Genomic DNA, 15,642 nt, shown 5'->3' on the forward strand with positions numbered 1-15,642 from the left:
CTCAAACGGCACCATCCGGTGCCGTTTTTGATTCCGGGGTCGGGGAAGGCGGAGCGCGCTTTTCCTTGGAATGCTCCGATGCTCATGGTAACGAACCGCCCATGACCATGACTTCCTTTCCACCCCCCATCCACGTCATCGGCGGCGGCCTTGCCGGCTCCGAAGCCGCCTGGCAGATCGCGACGAGCGGCGTGCCCGTCATCCTGCATGAAATGCGCGGCGTGCGCGGCACGGATGCCCACAAGACGGACGGCCTTGCCGAGCTCGTCTGCTCCAACTCCTTCCGCTCTGACGACGCCACCAGCAATGCCGTCGGCGTGCTGCACGCGGAGATGCGGCTTGCGGGATCGCTGATCATGCGCGCGGCCGATGCGAACCAGGTGCCCGCCGGCGGCGCGCTCGCCGTCGACCGCGAGGGCTTTTCCGCCGCCGTCACCGCCGCGCTGGAAAACCACCCGCTGATCACCATCCTTCGCGAGGAGGTGACGGGCCTGCCGCCGGAGGACTGGGACCAGGCGATCATCGCCACCGGACCGCTGACGGCGCCCTCGCTTGCCGAAGCCATCCGGGCGCGCACGGGCGCCGATTCGCTCGCCTTCTTCGATGCCATCGCGCCGATCGTCCACACGCACAGCATCGACATGGACATCTGCTGGTACCAGTCGCGCTACGACAAGGTCGGCCCCGGCGGAACGGGCAAGGACTACATCAACTGCCCGATGGACGAAGGGCAGTACAACGCCTTCGTCGATGCGCTGATCGCCGGCGATACGACCGGCTTCAAGGAATGGGAAGGCACGCCCTATTTCGACGGCTGCCTGCCGATCGAGGTGATGGCGGAACGCGGCCGCGAGACGCTGCGCCACGGCCCGATGAAGCCGATGGGCCTCACGAACGCGCACAACCCCGCGGTCAAGCCCTATGCGGTCGTGCAGCTTCGCCAGGACAACGCGCTCGGCACGCTCTACAACATGGTCGGCTTCCAGACGAAGCTGAAATACGGCGCACAGGCGGAAATCTTCCGTCTCATCCCGGGCCTGGAAAACGCGGAATTCGCCCGCCTCGGCGGCCTCCACCGCAACACCTACATAAACTCGCCGATATTGCTCGACCGTTCGCTGACGCTGAAGGGCCGGCCGGGCCTCAGGTTCGCCGGCCAGATCACCGGCTGCGAGGGCTATGTGGAAAGCGCCAGCATCGGCCTGCTTGCCGGCCGTTTCGCGGCCGCCGAGCGCCGCGGGGAGACGCCGTCGCTGCCGCCGGAGACGACGGCCTTCGGCGCGTTGCTGAACCACATCACGGGCGGGCACATCGTCTCCGACGACGAGCCGGGCAAGCGCTCCTTCCAGCCGATGAACATCAATTTCGGCCTGTTCCCGCCGCTGGAGCCGGGCACGCTGACGAAGCCGGAAGGCATGAAGCGCTTTCGCGGCAAGGACAAGGCGCTCGCCAAGAAGCAGGCGACCGCCGCCCGTGCCCTCAAGGATTGCGCCCGCTGGCTGGGGCGCTGAGATTCAGCTCGGCTGGCCGACGACCTGAGAGGGCTGGCCGGCAATGCCCGGCATGAAGCTGCCGAGCAGCCAGAGCGAAACTTCCGCGGCCTGCCGCTCGTCGCGGAACTCGAAGGTGCCGCCCTCGAAGGCGGCATTGGCGAACTGCACGGAAAGGCGCTTCGGGCCGGCGCCGGCGACGCGCACGGTGCCGGGCTCGATCAGGTGGCAGGCAAAGTGATGGCCGTGGGCGTGCATGCAGCCGGCCTTGCCGTCGTGCAGGCGCAGGAAGACCGTGCGGCCGTTCGCCGTGGCGATCACTTCGCGGATCGCCTCGCCCGGAAAGGCCCGGCCGAATTCCAGGATCGCAAGACCGGCGTCCCCACCGGCCATTTCCGGCTCCTCGTTCCGGCGGCGGAAATTCTGACGGAAGACAAGGCCGGCCAGCAGCAGGCAGGCGATGGTGATGGTCCAGAGCATCGACTCCACTCCTCCACGAAAGACGTCCCGTCGCTGTAGCGGACAAGGCTTGCGCCAGTTTTGCGTCTCGTCAAGCACAGGCGGGAAACGTGCATAACGGTTGCTGACTGACGCGGCCTCCGCAAACGGCCGCTTTTCAGAATGGGCCTCGGCGCATGGCCCGCCACATCCACCATTGCCGGCGCCACTGGGCGGGCTGGACCGGCCGCTCGAGCGCGGCCGCGCCGGCCCTTTCCGCAGCCTCAAGGATGTGCGGAACGAGAGCGGCGGGCAGGAAGGCCGGGCGGTTTGCCTGCGAGACGCCGTTCGCGGCGCGCGCCTTGGCAAAATGCTCCCGCCCGAGGCCGGCGAAGGCCTCTATCGCACGGGTGGCCGCCGCCTTGTCGCTGCCGTCGAGCAGCGCCTCCGGCGTGAGCCCCGTGGCGGCAAGGAGGTCTGCCGGCAGATAGACCTGCCCGCGCCTGCGGTGGATCGGCAGCATCAGCAGGCTTCCGGCCACGGTCTGCGCGACGCCGGCATGGCCGGCCGCATCCGCCGATTTCTGCGCGCTCTCAGGGTCGAGGACGAGGCTTGCGAGCTGGATCAGGGCCGAGGCGGTTTCGCCGGCATAGCCTTCCAGCGCCGAACGGCTTTCCATCGGGTCGTTGTAGACGTCGAAGATCCGCGCCTCGATCATGTCGGTCAGCACGGCGACGGGAAGCCGGTGCTCGGCGATGCAGGCCATCAGGCCGGCGGCAAGCGGATTGGCCACGGCATCGCCATCGGCCTCGCCTTCCAGGAGATCGCGCCACCATTGCAGGCGGATCTCGCCGGCAAGCGCCTCGCGCGCCACGTCGCGCACACGCGCGATCTCGGCGTTGAAGGCATAGAGCGCGGCAAGCGCGCCGCGCTTTTCCGCCGGGGCCAGCAGGCAGGCGAGGTAGCGGTCGCGATCGGTGTCGCGGAGCACCGCCAGGCAGTGCGCGTAGTTGTCTTGCCTCTTGTCGGTCACGTCCGGAGAACCGCCTTCCGGTCAGACGGCGATGAGCGCGGCGGCAACCGCCCGGCTCTCGGCCAGCATGACGTTGAACGTGCGCACGGCCGCGCCCGTACTCATCGGGTCGGAGCTGATCTTCCGCTCCTTCAGCGCCGCCTTGATCTCCGGCGAAAGCGGGCGGATTTCCTTGCCGGTGCCGACGAGCAGCACCTCGATCTCGCCCGCCTCGTCCAGGACGCGCTGGAGATCGGCGAGCGCCAGCGGCGTGCCTTCCGTCTTGTCCCAGCCGTGGATGCCGGACGGCAGGCAGAGGATGGAGCCGCGGTGCGACATGTCGGCGAAGCGGAAGCCGCCATTGCCGTATGCGTCGATCGGCGCACGCCCGGGGAAATGCGCCTCCCGGATTTCGATGCCCTTAGCCATTGGCTCCCGTCGCCTCCGTGACCGTCCCCTTGCCGCCCTTGCCCGGGCGGTAGCGTTCCGGCCGGAGGCGGAACAGGATGAGGATCGGTCCGGCAATGTAGATAGAGGAAATCGTGCCGATCGCCACCCCGAAGAGAAGAGTCAGCGCGAAGGTGCGGATCGCCTCGCCACCGAAGAGCGCGAGCGCGGCAAGGGCGATGAGCGTCGTCGCCGAGGTCAGCACGGTACGCGACAGGGTGCGGTTGATCGCATCGTCGATGAGGATCGGCAGCGGCATATGCTTGAAATGCCGGAGGTTCTCGCGGATTCGGTCGTAGACGACCATCGTGTCGTTCAGCGAATAGCCCGCGACCGTGAGCAGCGCGGCGACCGCGCTGACGTTGAACTCTATGTCGGAGACCGCCAGGAAGCCGAGCGTGAAGAAGACGTCGTGCGCGAGCGCGATCACCGCGCCGACGGCGAAATGCCACTCGAAGCGGATCCAGATATAGGCGACCAGCGCGAGAAGGCCGGCGACGAAGCCGAGCGTCGCCGTATCGATCAGTTCGCCGGAAATCGACGGGCCGACAACCTCGACGCGACGGAAGTCGTAGGCATCCTCCAGCTCGCCCCGCGCGACGAGCACGGATGTCTGCTCGGCATTTTCCCCCTCGCCTTGCGAGGTCAGCCGCACGAGCGCCCTGCGGGCGTCGCCGTGGGTGTCGACGTTCAGGACGTCGATGCCCGCGTCGGCAAGGCGCGCGGAAATATCGAAGAGATCGGCGTTGCCGGATTTGGCCTGGACCTCCAGCGCCGCACCCCCGGTGAAATCGATGCCGAGCCGCAGTTCGCCGAGCATCAAGAGGCCGGCGATGACGAGCGAGAGCGCCGCCGTCGCCAGGAAGACCATGTTGCGCACCGCCATGAAGCGCAGGTTGAGCCGGTCGAACAGGCCGGTGCGCACGCCCTTCGGCAGGTGCGTGGCGTGGCTGCGGCCGAGCCAGGCCCGCACGAGGCGCTGCGTGAGCGTGAAGGTGGTGAAGAGCGTCGCCAGGAGCCCGATGCCGACGGCGAGCGCGAAGGCACGCACGGGCGCGGCGGAAAGCAGGAAAAGCATGGCGACGGCGATCAGCATCGTCGCCGACGCGTCGAGCACCGTCGCCCGGGCCCGGCCGAAGCCGATGTCCACGGCGTCGCGCAGCGAGCGGCCGTTCTTGGTCTCCTCGCGGATGCGCTCGAAAATCAGCACGCTGGCATCCACCGCCAGGCCCACCGTGAGCACCACGCCGGCGATCATGGACAGCGAGATCGGCAAACCGACCAGCGCGAGGATCGCGAAGGTCAGAAGCACGTTGAAGAACAGCGCCAGCGAGGCGATGACGCCGAGAATGCCGTAGAAGAAGGTCATGAAGGCGACCACCGCGGCGACGGCGGCGGCGAGCGCGAGGCCGACGGTCCCGACCGAGGTCGTGCCGAGCACCGGCTCGATCGAGCGTTCCTCGATGATGGTGAGCGGCGCCGGCAGCGGGCCGCTGGCGACGATGCGCGCGATGTTCGCGGCCCCTTGCGCGTCGAAATCGCCGGAGAGCCGGCCGACGCCGTCGGTGATGGCGCCCTGGATCCGCGATGTCGAGATGACCTGGCCGTCGAGCAGGACGGCGATCGTGCGGCCGCTGTTCTCCTGGCTGAACCGCGCCAGCCGCTCGGCGGCTTCGGCCCTCAGGACGAATTCGATGAAGGGCTCGCCGTTGGCGGCCGGCTGCGCCGAGGCGACGTCCAGCGCGGTGAAGAGGTCCTCCTGCCTGACCAGGTAGCCGACCGGCGGCTCGCCGACGGAATAGAGCACTTCGGAGCCTGCCGGCGCCCCTTCCTCGATCGCCGTGTTGACCGGCATGCTGTCGTCGACGAGCCGGGCGGAAAGCCGGCCGACCTGCGCGAGCATGTCCTTGACGCGCTGGGGGTCGGTCAGGCCCGGCATGGAGACGACGATGCGGTCGCGCTCGCCGCGCTCGACAAGGAGGGACGGGATGCCGAGGCTCTCGACACGGCGGCGCACCGCATCGACCGCGCCAAGCGAGGCCGCGCCGATGGCCTCGTCGATGGCCGCAGCCGGCAGGACGATGCGGAACCGACCGTTCTCCGCCTCGCTCAGCGTGCCGAGGCCGAGCCCCGTCAGCGTCGCGCGGGCCGCTTCGATGCGGTCGGGCGCCGTCACGGTGACGTCGATCGTGTCTTCCACGCCGTTGAGATCGCTGTAGGGAACACGGGCCGCGCGCAGCGCATTGCCGATCGTTTCCACGCCGGCGCGCAGCCGTTCGGCGGTGATGTCCGCGCGGGAGACGTCGAGCACGAGACGCGAACCGCCGGTGAGGTCGAGGCCCGGCACGAGGCGAGGCGCCGTGATCCAGCTCGGAAGGCCGGCGGCCATGCGAACCGGCAGGAGGCTCGGCAGGATGACAAGAAGGCTCGCCGCGAGGACGAGCCAGAGGGAGAATGTCTTCCAGCGGGCGGATTGCTGCATCGCGGTCTCGACTAATCCGGCGCCGGCGCCGGCTGAAAACCAGTCGGGCCGCCGGGCCGAGGTTATCCCCGGCCGAGCGGCAGGCCAAGCTTATTCCTTGACGGGTTCGCCCTTGACGCGGACCTCGCTGACACCGCTGCGCGCGACGCGCACCTTGACGCCTTCGGCGATTTCGACTTCGAGCTCGCCGTCGTCGACGACCTTGGTGACCTTGCCGACGATGCCGCCGCCGGTGACGACCTGGTCGCCGCGGCGGATGTTCTTCAGAAGCTCCTCGCGACGCTTCATGGCAGCGCGCTGCGGGCGGATGATGAGGAAGTACATCACCACGAAGATCAGCAGGAACGGCAGGATCGACATGAGGATGTCTGCTCCGCCCGCTCCCCCGCCGGGTGCCGCCGTCTGGGCGAAGGCCTCGGTAATGAACATCAGCTACTCCTTGAAATCTTGAATTTGCGCGGCCGGAGGGGCCATTTCGGTTGCCGGAATATAGGCAAGCAGGCATTGAATGCAACACACGAGACTGAGAAGCTCTCGGTTTTCAAGCGCTTTCCCCCTTTTCGCGACCTGCCGCCGCATGCTACCCGGCAGGAACGCATGAGGAGAGAGACATTGCAGGAAGATCACGTCAAGCTTCTGCTGGCCGAAATCGGCCGCATCAACGCCGCGCTCGAACGCCTCGCCGGCCCCGCCCCCGCCGTCAACGACTGGAACGCGGCCGACGTCTTCGTCTGGGCGCCGGCACGCCTCCACGTCCAGCCCGTGAAGCGCCCGAACCGCATCGACATCGGCCTCATCCGCGGCGTCAACCATGTGCGCGACATCCTCGTCGACAACACGGTGCGCTTTTCCCGCGGCCTGCCGGCGAACAACGTGCTGCTCTGGGGCGCGCGCGGCATGGGCAAGTCGTCGCTGGTCAAATCCGTGCACGCGCTCGCCGCCAGGGAAACGGGAAGCGGATTGAAGCTCGTCGAGGTGCACCGCGAGGACATCGCGACGCTGCCGACGCTCCTGGAGCTGCTGAAGGACGTGCCCTTCCCCGTCATCCTCTTCTGCGACGACCTTTCGTTCGACCACGACGACACATCCTACAAGTCGCTGAAGGCGGCGCTCGACGGGGGCGTGGAGGGCCGGCCGGACAACGTGCTGCTCTACGCCACCTCCAACCGCCGGCACCTCCTGCCGCGCAACATGATCGAGAACGAGCAGTCGACGGCCATCAACCCCTCCGAAGCCGTGGAGGAGAAGGTTTCGCTCTCCGACCGCTTCGGCCTCTGGCTCGGCTTCTACCGCTGCAGCCAGGCGGAGTACCTCGAGATGATCGACGGCTATGCCGGCCATTTCGGCCTCGACCTGCCGCAGGAGCAGCTCCATGCCGAGGCCCTCGAATGGGCCACCACCCGCGGCTCCCGCTCGGGCCGCGTCGCCTGGCAATATGTGCAGGACCTCGCCGGCCGCCTCGGCAAGCCGCTCGACAAATGAGGAAGGCCCGGCGAGCCGGGCCTTCCTGTCCGAAATAGCTTGAGCGCCCTATTCCAGATAGGTCATCGGATTGACCGGGGTGGCGTTCTTGCGCACCTCGAAGTGGACCTTCGGCCGGGTGGCGTTGCCGCTCATGCCGGAGGTGGCGACAGTCTGGCCGCGCTGGATTTTCTGGCCGCGCTGGACATTGAGATTGCCGGCATGGCCGTAGACCGTGACGGTGCCGTCGTCATGGCGAACGAGAACCGCGTTGCCGAGCTCCTTCAGGCTGCTACCGGCATAGATGACGACGCCGTTCTCGGCGGCCTTGATGGGCGTGCCTTCGGGAACCGAGATGTCGATGCCGTCGTTGCGGTTGCCGTCGACATTCGCGCCGTAGCCGGCGATGACCGCACCGCGCACCGGCCAGCGATACTTGCCGATGCCGGTCGATTCGGGCGCCTCGTCGGTCACGTCCGACTTTTCCGTCGCTTCCGTCACCGAAACGGTCTTCACCGGCGCCTTGTAGCTTTCCGGCTTCTTCTCGCTCGTCTCGATCTTCTTTTCCTTGTTGACCGGAACCGAGGCGGTCAGGGTCTTGTCGGTCGCCGTTTCCGCCGCGGCACCGCCGCCGGCCGGAATGACCAGCTTCTGGCCGATGCGGATCGAGGCGGTCTCCAGGCCGTTCGCCTTCTTGAGGGCATCGACGGAAACGCCGTTGCTGCGCGCGATCTTGGCAAGCGAGTCGCCCGGCTGCACTTCGTAGCGGCCCTTGCCTTCGCCGGCATCGGCGACGCCGGAATTCGTCTGCCCGCCTTCCGGCTTCAGCTTGTCGCGCGTGGAGGTGCCGGGCAGGATGGCGACGTTCTGCTCGCCCTTGCGCTCCGGCGTCGGCAGCTTGTTGTCGACCTTGAGCGTGCTGTCGGTCGACGCCTTCGCGGCGCTGGAGGTGGTGCTGAAGGTCGGGATGACGATCCTCTGGCCCGGCTCGGCGTCCGATGCGCGCTTCAGGCCGTTGGCGGCAAGGATTTCCCTTTCCGGCACGCCGTAGCGGTTGGCGAGCGTCTTCACGCTTTCGCCCTGGCGCAGCATGACGACCGGCGCATTCTTCGTCGACCAGCCCGGCTTGCTCTTGACGGTGGCGGTCGTGAGATCGTCCGCGCCCTCGACGATGGCCTTCGCCTTGCGCTGCGGCAGGTCCTGGCCGAGCGAGGCCTGCCGCTCGGCGGACTGGCCTGCGCCTGCCGTGGGATCGGCAAGTTCGCCGCGCTGGACGGTCATCGGGGTCGTGGCGAACCGCGTGCCCGAACCGTTCGTCGTCGAGGTATTGATCGGATCGTAGGAAACGGTGCCCTGATCCGGGAGCGGCTGGTTGAGCGCCTCGTCACGCGTTCCCATCTGGTTGGCGGAAGCGAACTGCTGGCCATTTCCGATGTCGCCGCGCGGAACGAGATTGCCGCCGAAGAGCGTGCGGCGCGGGACCGAGCTCGTCGTGATGTTGTCCTGACCGGAACTTGAGAAGAGGCCGCCAAAACGGGATGCGTCCGAGCTGCACCCAGTCGCGACACTTGCCAGCAGGGCCGCCGCCATAAGGCGGGTCGCGGTCCTACCAAAACTCGGCGAAACACTCTTACGCATGAGACTACCCAATCGGTACGCTACTTGATGTAGGCCGATTAAAGCGCGTTAGAGTTACCGCCCGGTTAAAGCCCCGCTATCGGCAACAGTTTTTTGGTGAATTGATAACCATGGCGCGTTCCGCACCATGGCGGCACGCCGGATCGGGATGCCTCAGAACCCCGCGGCATACATGCTGTCGGCGCGCGAGATGCGGCCGCTGACGCGGGCGACGTTCTCCAGGTCGCCCTGGCTCGGCTGGAAGATCGCCGAGATGGGCGTTGCGCGGCGGGCGCTGCGCTCGCCGGCCGCGGCCGGATTCTCGAGGGCGGCGTCGGGCGCGGACATGTCGAGGGCGCTTTCGTTGTAGGCGATGGCACGAAGGGCCGCGACGGCCGCCTCGCGCGTGCCGGCATAACGCGCGCTGCGCTGGTCCTGCGGCGGCATGCTGTCGAAATATTCGATATAGGCGCGATAATAGGCCTTGCGGTCACCCTCTTCGAGGAAGTGGCCGTAGGCGGCGTATTCGCGCCTTTCGAGCTCCCGCGTATCGAGATTGTCGCGTTCGGCCTCGGTAAGCGCGGGCTGACTGTAACCCGTCTCCTCCCTGGCGACGCTCAGAACCAGAAGCGCATCGACCGACAGGCCGACATGGGCCGAGGGGTCGTAGCTGCCGCCCGCAAGATGCGCGCCCGAGCCGGCCTCGGCCTTCTCCTCGGCGGCATTGCCCGCAGCCCTCGTCGCGAGATAGGCGAGGTTGTCGCTGGTCGAGCCGCTTGCGATCCTGTTCGAGACGTACATTTCCTTCTCCGTCGGAACGGCCGCATCCTCCGGGAAAGCGGCGTTCTGCGTGGAACCTTCTGCTTCGTTCCCGGCCTACGCCGCCAAGCTTGCGCGAGGCTTGCGCCGGTTAACAAATGGTTAACACCCTGTCTTTGCGGGAAGAATCACGCGGCGCGCGCGGGCGGCTGCGCCGCACTTTTCGGCACAAATAACAAGAGACTCAGCGGGCAAGTGCCTGCCGAGCCTCAAAGAACGGCCGATGGATAGGGTTAAAGGGCCTGCGCCATCTGCGGGACGATCGGCAGGTAAGGCACCGGGAAAAGGTCCTCGCGGTCGAAGCGGCTGCCGGTCTTCACCAGCTTGAGCATGCGGCACTCGGTTTCGCCGACCATGACGGGCGCGATCAGCATGCCGCCGGAAACGAGCTGTTCGGCGAAGAAGCGCGGCAGGGCCGGAAACGCGGCGGTGACGAGGATGCGGTCGAACGTGCCCTCGCCCGGCATGCCGTTGCTGCCATCGGCCTGGCGCACGACGACATTGCGGATGCCCGCCTTCTCGATCGACTGCTGCGCGTTGCTTGCGAGCGTCCGGTAGCGGTCGATCGTCAGCACGCGCTCCGTGAGCCGCCCCATGACGGCGGCGGTGAAGCCGCTGCCGGTGCCGACTTCAAGCACGCGCTGGCCGGCCTTGAGGTTCAGGAGGTGGAGAAGCCGCACGGCAAGGTCGATGCCCTCGACGAAGGAACCGCAGTCGAGCGGCAGCAGGCGGCTGGAATAGGCCTCACCGGCGAACTGCGGCGGCACGAAGAGCGTACGCGGCGTCTGCTCCACGGCCGTCAGGAGGTCGAGGTTGTTGATGCCCTCGCCACGCAGGCGCAAGGCCAGCGCGGCAAACCCCTCCTTCTCGATCACCCGCCCCGTGTTCAATCCTCGTCCTCTCCGCTGAGTACGCGCTGCACGCGGTCCAGCACGGTATAGTCCGTGAGGTCGAGCTTCAGCGGCGTTACCGAAATCTTGTGGTTCTTCACCGCGTGAATGTCGGTACCGGAACGGAAATCGCCCTTCCGCTCGCCGAAGCGCAGCCAATAGTAAGGAAAGCCCCTGCCGTCCGTGCGCTCGTCGATCGTCAGGCCGAAATCGAGCTTGCCCTGGCTCGTCACCTCGACGCCCTGGAGTTCCTTGGGCGCGCAGTTCGGGAAGTTGATGTTGAAGAAGGTCCAGTCCGGCAGCTCGACGTCCACGAGCTGGCGGATGAGTTTCGGCGCGAAGCTTTCCGCCACCTCCCACGGCACGACGCGGCCGCCGGCGTGGTTGTAGGCCTGGCTGAGCGCGATGGACTTGATACCCTGGAGCGTGCCTTCGATGGCCCCGGCGATCGTGCCGGAATAGGTCACGTCGTCGGCCATGTTGGCGCCGGCATTGACGCCGGAAAGCACGAGGTCCGGCTTCTCGTCGAGCACCTCGCGCACGCCCATGATCACGCAGTCGGTCGGCGTGCCGCGCAGGGCGAAACGCTTGTCGTCGACCTTGCGCAGGCGCAGCGGCTCGGACAGCGTCAGCGAATGCGCAAGGCCGCTCTGGTCCGTCTCCGGCGCGACGACCCAGACATCGTCCGTCAGTTCCCGGGCGATGCGCTCGAGGGCTGCAAGGCCCTCGGCGTGGATGCCGTCGTCGTTGGTCAGGAGGATGCGCATCTCGTCCCCGCCCTCAGGCGGCCTTCTCGATCTTCTTGAGGCCGCCCATGTAGGGCAGCAGGACCTCCGGCACGGTGATGGAGCCGTCGGCGTTGAGGTAGTTTTCCATGACGGCGATCAGCGCGCGGCCGACGGCCGTGCCCGAGCCGTTCAGCGTGTGCACGAACTTCGTCGCCTTGTCGTCCTTGCCGCGGTAGCGCGCGTTCATGCGGCGTGCCTGGAAATCGCCGCAGACCGAGCAGGACGAGATTTCGCGGAACGTGTCCTGCCCCGGCAGCCAGACCTCGAGGTCGTAGGTCTTGCGGGCGCCGAAGCCCATGTCGCCGGTGCACAGCGTCATGACGCGGTAATGCAGGCCGAGGCGCCTGAGGATCTCCTCCGCGCAGGCCGTCATGCGCTCGTGCTCCTCGATCGCGCTTTCCGCGTCGGTGATCGAGACCAGTTCGCACTTCATGAACTGGTGCTGGCGCAGCATGCCGCGCGTGTCGCGCCCGGCCGAGCCCGCCTCCGAGCGGAAGCAGGGCGTCAGCGCCGTGAAGCGCAGCGGCAGCTTCTCCTGGTCGAGGATTTCCTCGCGCACGAGGTTGGTCAGCGAGACCTCCGCCGTCGGGATGAGCCAGCGGCCGTCCGTGGTGCGGAACAGGTCCTCGGCGAATTTCGGCAGCTGGCCGGTGCCGTACATGGCCTCGTCGCGAACGAGCAGCGGCGCATGGACTTCGGTGTAGCCGTGCTCCTGCGTGTGCACGTCGATCATGAACTGGCCGAGGGCGCGTTCGAGGCGCGCGAGCTGGCCCTTGAGCACGGTGAAGCGCGCGCCGGCGATCTTGGCGGCGGCCTCGAAATCCATCCAGCCGAGCGCCTCGCCGATCTCGTAGTGCTCCAGCGCCTTGTGGTTCCAGCCGGGCTTCTGGCCCCACACGCGCTTTTCGACGTTGCCGGCCTCGTCGCTGCCGACCGGCACGTCGTCGAGCGGAATGTTCGGGATGCGCGACAGCGCGTCGGCAAGCTCGGCGGTGAGCTGGCGCTCTTCCTCCTCGGCGGCGGGAAGCTGGTCCTTGATGGCCGAGACTTCCGCCTTCAGCTTCTCGGCAAGCTCGGTGTTCTTGCCCGCCATCGCCGCGCCGATCTCCTTGGAGGCGGCGTTGCGGCGCGACTGCATGTCCTGCGCCTTCTGGACCGCGCTGCGGCGCTTCTCGTCGAGTTCGATCAGCGTCCGCGCCAGCGGGCTTGCGCCGCGCTTGGCGAGGGCCGCGTCGAGGGCTTCGGCGTTGTCGCGGATCCATTTGATATCAAGCATCGTCGTTCCAGGCGTCTTAAGGGTTGGACCCGATCGCGCCCGGCAGCGCCCTGCGGCAACGCCGCCGATGAGGCCTCAGTCGGCCTCACCCGGCGTTGCAACGACCTCGTTTTCCGCATCCTGCGCGTTCGAGGCGCTCGCCCGCTGCCGTTCGATGAATCGGGCCGTATAGATGGAAATCTCGTAGAGAAGGATGGCGGGCAGCGCAAGGCCGATCTGGGAGACCGGATCGGGCGGCGTCAGCACCGCGGCCACCACGAAAGCGATGACGATCGCATATTTGCGCTTGTCGACGAGGGCCTGGGAATCGATGAAGCCGGCGCGCACCAGGAGCGAGGAGACGACCGGAAGCTGGAAGACGAGGCCGAAGGCGAAGATCAGCGACATGATCAGGCCGAGATATTCCGACACCTTCGGCAGGAGCTGGATCGAGACCTGTCCCTCGCCGCCGCCCTGCTCCATGGCGAGGAAGAACCACATGACCATGGGCGTGAAGAAGAAATAGACGAGCGCCGCGCCGATCAGGAACAGGATCGGCGACGCGATGAGGAACGGCAGGAAGGCGGCGCGCTCGTTCTTGTAGAGGCCGGGGGCGACGAACTTGTAGACCTGCTGGGCGATCACCGGAAAGGCGATGACCAGCGCGCCGAACATGGCGACCTTGATCTGCGTGAAGAAGAATTCCTGCGGCGCCGTGTAGATGAGCTCGACATTGCGGTGGGAAAGCCCCGCCCAGCTCACCGCCCACTTGAAGGGCAGGACGAGCAGGTTGAACAGCTCCTTGGCGAAATAGAAGCAGACGAGGAAGGCGACGAAGAACGCGCCGACGGCCCAGAGCAGGCGCTGGCGCAGCTCGATCAGGTGCTCGATGAGCGGCTGGGGCTTGTCTTCGATGTCGCCGCTCATGCCTCGTCCTTCCTGGTCTTCGCGGTCCTGGACCTGGCGGAGGCCTTCCGGCCGGCGGCCGGCTTGGCGGCGGCCTTGGTCCCGGCCTCGGCCTTCGCCGGCGCCTTGCGCGGCTTCACCGTCTTCGCGGCGCCGCCGGCGGCCTTCTTCGCCGCCGTCTTCCCGGTCGCGCCCGTCTTGAGCGGGGCGGCGGCGATGGGTTCGGCAGCGGCGGGCTTGCCGGCGTCGGACGGCACGGCGACCGGCGCGCCCGCAAGGCTCCCGGCCGGATCGGCGGCGGGCGTCGGGGTCGATACGGAGCTGGTCGTCTTCTGCAGGTCGGCCTTGATCTCGTCGCCCATCTGCCGCAGCGGATTGACCGCCTCGCGGACCGTGTTCAGCGGGTTGAGCTTCTGGGCTTCGCCGATCGTCTTCTTGACGTCTTCCAGATCGGCCTCGCGCAGCGCCTCGTCGAACTGCTGGCGGAAATCGCCCGCCATGCTGCGCATCTTGGCCATCATGCGGCCGAACGTGCGCAGCATCTGCGGCAGGTCCTTGGGACCGACCACGATGATCAACACGATGGCGATGACGAGTATTTCGGTCCAGCCGACATCAAGCATAGGGTATCGTCCTCATGGGCCGCGAACCACCGCCCGCGGCCGGGATGCCGGTCACTTGACCTCGTCAGCCTTGTGGTCGACGGTCTTCGCCTTGTCGGCGGCGGCGGCTTCCTCGTCGGACATGCCCTTCTTGAAATTCTTGATGCCCTTGGCGACATCGCCCATCAGTTCCGGAATCTTGCCGCGGCCAAACAGCAGCAGCACCACCACCAGAACGATCAGCCAATGCCAGATGCTGAAAGAACCCATTCGCTTGACTCCCTTTGAAACCCATATCCCGATTTAAGACGTTCAGCCGTCTTTTTCAAATACCAGTATGTCGCGCTGGTTAGCCGAAAGCGTGACGTCGCGCAATCCGGCCGCCAATTGGTCGGCCCGCACCCGCGCCCTTATCGGCCGGTCCGTGCCGGGGACCGCAAGCTCCAAAAGCTCGACCACGCCGAGGAAGCGCCGCGACAATATGCGCGCGGGCGTCTCGCCGCCCGTCTCGCTCACCCGCAGCCCCGACAGGCGCACGGCAACGCGCACCTTCTGGCCATCGGTGAAGCGCCTGCCATCCACGTTGCCGAGCGGCGTTTCCACGACGCCGCCGCGCACATGGCCGGAAAACTCGTTGATCTCGGAAAAGAAGGCCGCGGCGAAGATGGTCCGCGGCTTCAGGTAGAGCTCCTGCGCCGTGCCGACCTGCACGAGGCGGCCGTCCTTAAGGAGCGCGATGCGGTCGCCCATGCGCATCGCCTCCTCGGCATCGTGCGTGACGACGATGGCGCTGGCGCGAGACTGCCGCAGGATCGCCAGCGTATCGGCGCGGATGGAATCCTTGAGGCGCGAGTCGAGGCCGGAGAACGGCTCGTCCATCAGGAGGACCGCGGGCCGCGGCGCCAGCGCGCGGGCGAGCGCGACGCGCTGCTGCTCGCCGCCCGAAAGCATGTGCGGAAACTTCCGGGCGTAATGCGACAGGCCGACGCGCTCGAGCGCCGCCTGCGCCTCCGTTTCGGCCTCGGCGCGCGGCAGGGCCGTCAGGCCGAAGCGCACGTTGTCGAGCACGGACATATGCGGGAAAAGCGCAAAATCCTGGAACATCAGGCCGACGCCGCGCCGTTCCGGCGGCAGGAAGACGCTCGGGCCCGCGATTTCACGGTCGTTGAGCAGCACGCGCCCGGCGGTCTGCGCCTCGATGCCGGCGGCGATGCGCAGAAGCGTCGTCTTGCCGGACCCGGAAGGGCCGAGCAGGCACAGAACCTCGCCCGGTTCCGCCGTCAGCGAGATGCCGCGGATCGTCTCCTTGTTATGGTAGCTGTGGTGTATATCCTCGAAGACGAGGCGTGCCGCGAAGGTTACCGCCGATGCCCGTCTCGTCTCGATGCCATTGGAGCCTGACGGGTCCGAAGCCATGTCCCGAAGTCTTTCCCTG

General features: G+C 67.2%; 16 protein-coding genes. 2 read left to right on the top strand and 14 right to left on the bottom strand.

All coding sequences use genetic code 11. The annotated features are described in order from the left end of the window. The first annotated feature begins 101 nt into the window (after positions 1-101). Positions 102-1,511 carry a methylenetetrahydrofolate--tRNA-(uracil(54)-C(5))-methyltransferase (FADH(2)-oxidizing) TrmFO gene (gene trmFO, locus ACIIOY_RS21925; protein WP_411036799.1) on the top strand — a complete coding sequence of 470 codons (1,410 nt, stop codon included), beginning with the start codon at positions 102-104 and terminating at the stop codon, positions 1,509-1,511. A 3-nt stretch (positions 1,512-1,514) separates the two neighbouring features. Here the strand turns inward: trmFO and ACIIOY_RS21930 are convergent, their stop codons facing one another. From ACIIOY_RS21930 to yajC, 5 genes are all read right to left on the bottom strand, one after another. Beyond that, a complete protein-coding gene (locus ACIIOY_RS21930) occupies positions 1,515-1,970 on the bottom strand; it encodes a hypothetical protein (protein ID WP_411036800.1) in 456 nt (151 codons plus the stop codon). Positions 1,971-2,106: 136 nt separating this feature from the next. Further along, positions 2,107-2,961 carry a phytoene/squalene synthase family protein gene (locus tag ACIIOY_RS21935; protein WP_411036801.1) on the bottom strand — a complete coding sequence of 285 codons (855 nt, stop codon included), beginning with the start codon at positions 2,959-2,961 and terminating at the stop codon, positions 2,107-2,109. Positions 2,962-2,982: 21 nt separating this feature from the next. Further along, positions 2,983-3,369 carry an Mth938-like domain-containing protein gene (locus tag ACIIOY_RS21940; RefSeq protein ID WP_411036802.1) on the bottom strand — a complete coding sequence of 129 codons (387 nt, stop codon included), beginning with the start codon at positions 3,367-3,369 and terminating at the stop codon, positions 2,983-2,985. Then, positions 3,362-5,869: a protein translocase subunit SecD gene (gene secD / locus ACIIOY_RS21945; RefSeq protein WP_411036803.1), complete on the bottom strand. Its 2,508-nt coding sequence runs from the start codon at positions 5,867-5,869 to the stop codon at positions 3,362-3,364. The genes ACIIOY_RS21940 and secD overlap by 8 nt, the downstream gene beginning before the upstream one ends. Before the next feature lie 90 nt (positions 5,870-5,959). Further along, entirely contained in the window at positions 5,960-6,298 is a 339-nt protein-coding gene (yajC, locus tag ACIIOY_RS21950) for a preprotein translocase subunit YajC (protein WP_411036804.1), read from the bottom strand. Positions 6,299-6,466: 168 nt separating this feature from the next. On the opposite strand from yajC, the gene ACIIOY_RS21955 reads away from it, so the two are divergent. Then, on the top strand, positions 6,467-7,351 hold the full coding sequence (locus ACIIOY_RS21955; protein ID WP_411036805.1) for an ATP-binding protein: 885 nt from the start codon (positions 6,467-6,469) through the stop codon (positions 7,349-7,351). A gap of 48 nt (positions 7,352-7,399) precedes the next feature. Here the strand turns inward: ACIIOY_RS21955 and ACIIOY_RS21960 are convergent, their stop codons facing one another. From ACIIOY_RS21960 to ACIIOY_RS22000, 9 genes are all read right to left on the bottom strand, one after another. Beyond that, positions 7,400-8,968: a peptidoglycan DD-metalloendopeptidase family protein gene (locus ACIIOY_RS21960; RefSeq protein ID WP_411036806.1), complete on the bottom strand. Its 1,569-nt coding sequence runs from the start codon at positions 8,966-8,968 to the stop codon at positions 7,400-7,402. A 153-nt stretch (positions 8,969-9,121) separates the two neighbouring features. After that, a complete protein-coding gene (locus ACIIOY_RS21965) occupies positions 9,122-9,748 on the bottom strand; it encodes a biotin biosynthesis protein BioC (RefSeq protein ID WP_411036807.1) in 627 nt (208 codons plus the stop codon). A gap of 251 nt (positions 9,749-9,999) precedes the next feature. Next, positions 10,000-10,656: a protein-L-isoaspartate(D-aspartate) O-methyltransferase gene (locus tag ACIIOY_RS21970; protein ID WP_411036808.1), complete on the bottom strand. Its 657-nt coding sequence runs from the start codon at positions 10,654-10,656 to the stop codon at positions 10,000-10,002. Further along, a complete protein-coding gene (gene surE, locus ACIIOY_RS21975; RefSeq protein WP_411036809.1) occupies positions 10,653-11,423 on the bottom strand; it encodes a 5'/3'-nucleotidase SurE in 771 nt (256 codons plus the stop codon). The genes ACIIOY_RS21970 and surE overlap by 4 nt, the downstream gene beginning before the upstream one ends. A gap of 13 nt (positions 11,424-11,436) precedes the next feature. Continuing rightward, positions 11,437-12,720 (bottom strand): serine--tRNA ligase, encoded by a 1,284-nt coding sequence (gene serS, locus ACIIOY_RS21980; RefSeq protein WP_411036810.1) that lies wholly within the window; start codon positions 12,718-12,720, stop codon positions 11,437-11,439. Between the two features lie 75 nt (positions 12,721-12,795). After that, positions 12,796-13,626, bottom strand: a complete 831-nt coding sequence (gene tatC, locus ACIIOY_RS21985; RefSeq protein ID WP_411036811.1) for a twin-arginine translocase subunit TatC — start codon at positions 13,624-13,626, stop codon at positions 12,796-12,798. Further along, entirely contained in the window at positions 13,623-14,228 is a 606-nt protein-coding gene (tatB, locus tag ACIIOY_RS21990; RefSeq protein ID WP_411036812.1) for a Sec-independent protein translocase protein TatB, read from the bottom strand. Before tatB ends, tatC begins: the two co-directional genes overlap by 4 nt. Before the next feature lie 51 nt (positions 14,229-14,279). Next, a complete protein-coding gene (locus tag ACIIOY_RS21995) occupies positions 14,280-14,477 on the bottom strand; it encodes a twin-arginine translocase TatA/TatE family subunit (protein WP_023511864.1) in 198 nt (65 codons plus the stop codon). A gap of 42 nt (positions 14,478-14,519) precedes the next feature. After that, complete coding sequence (locus ACIIOY_RS22000) at positions 14,520-15,623, bottom strand: ABC transporter ATP-binding protein (protein ID WP_411036813.1); 1,104 nt, start codon at positions 15,621-15,623, stop codon at positions 14,520-14,522. Between the last annotated feature and the right edge of the window lie 19 nt (positions 15,624-15,642).

This window comes from Shinella agrisoli (assembly GCF_046557955.1).
Classification (GTDB): Bacteria; Pseudomonadota; Alphaproteobacteria; order Rhizobiales; family Rhizobiaceae; genus Shinella.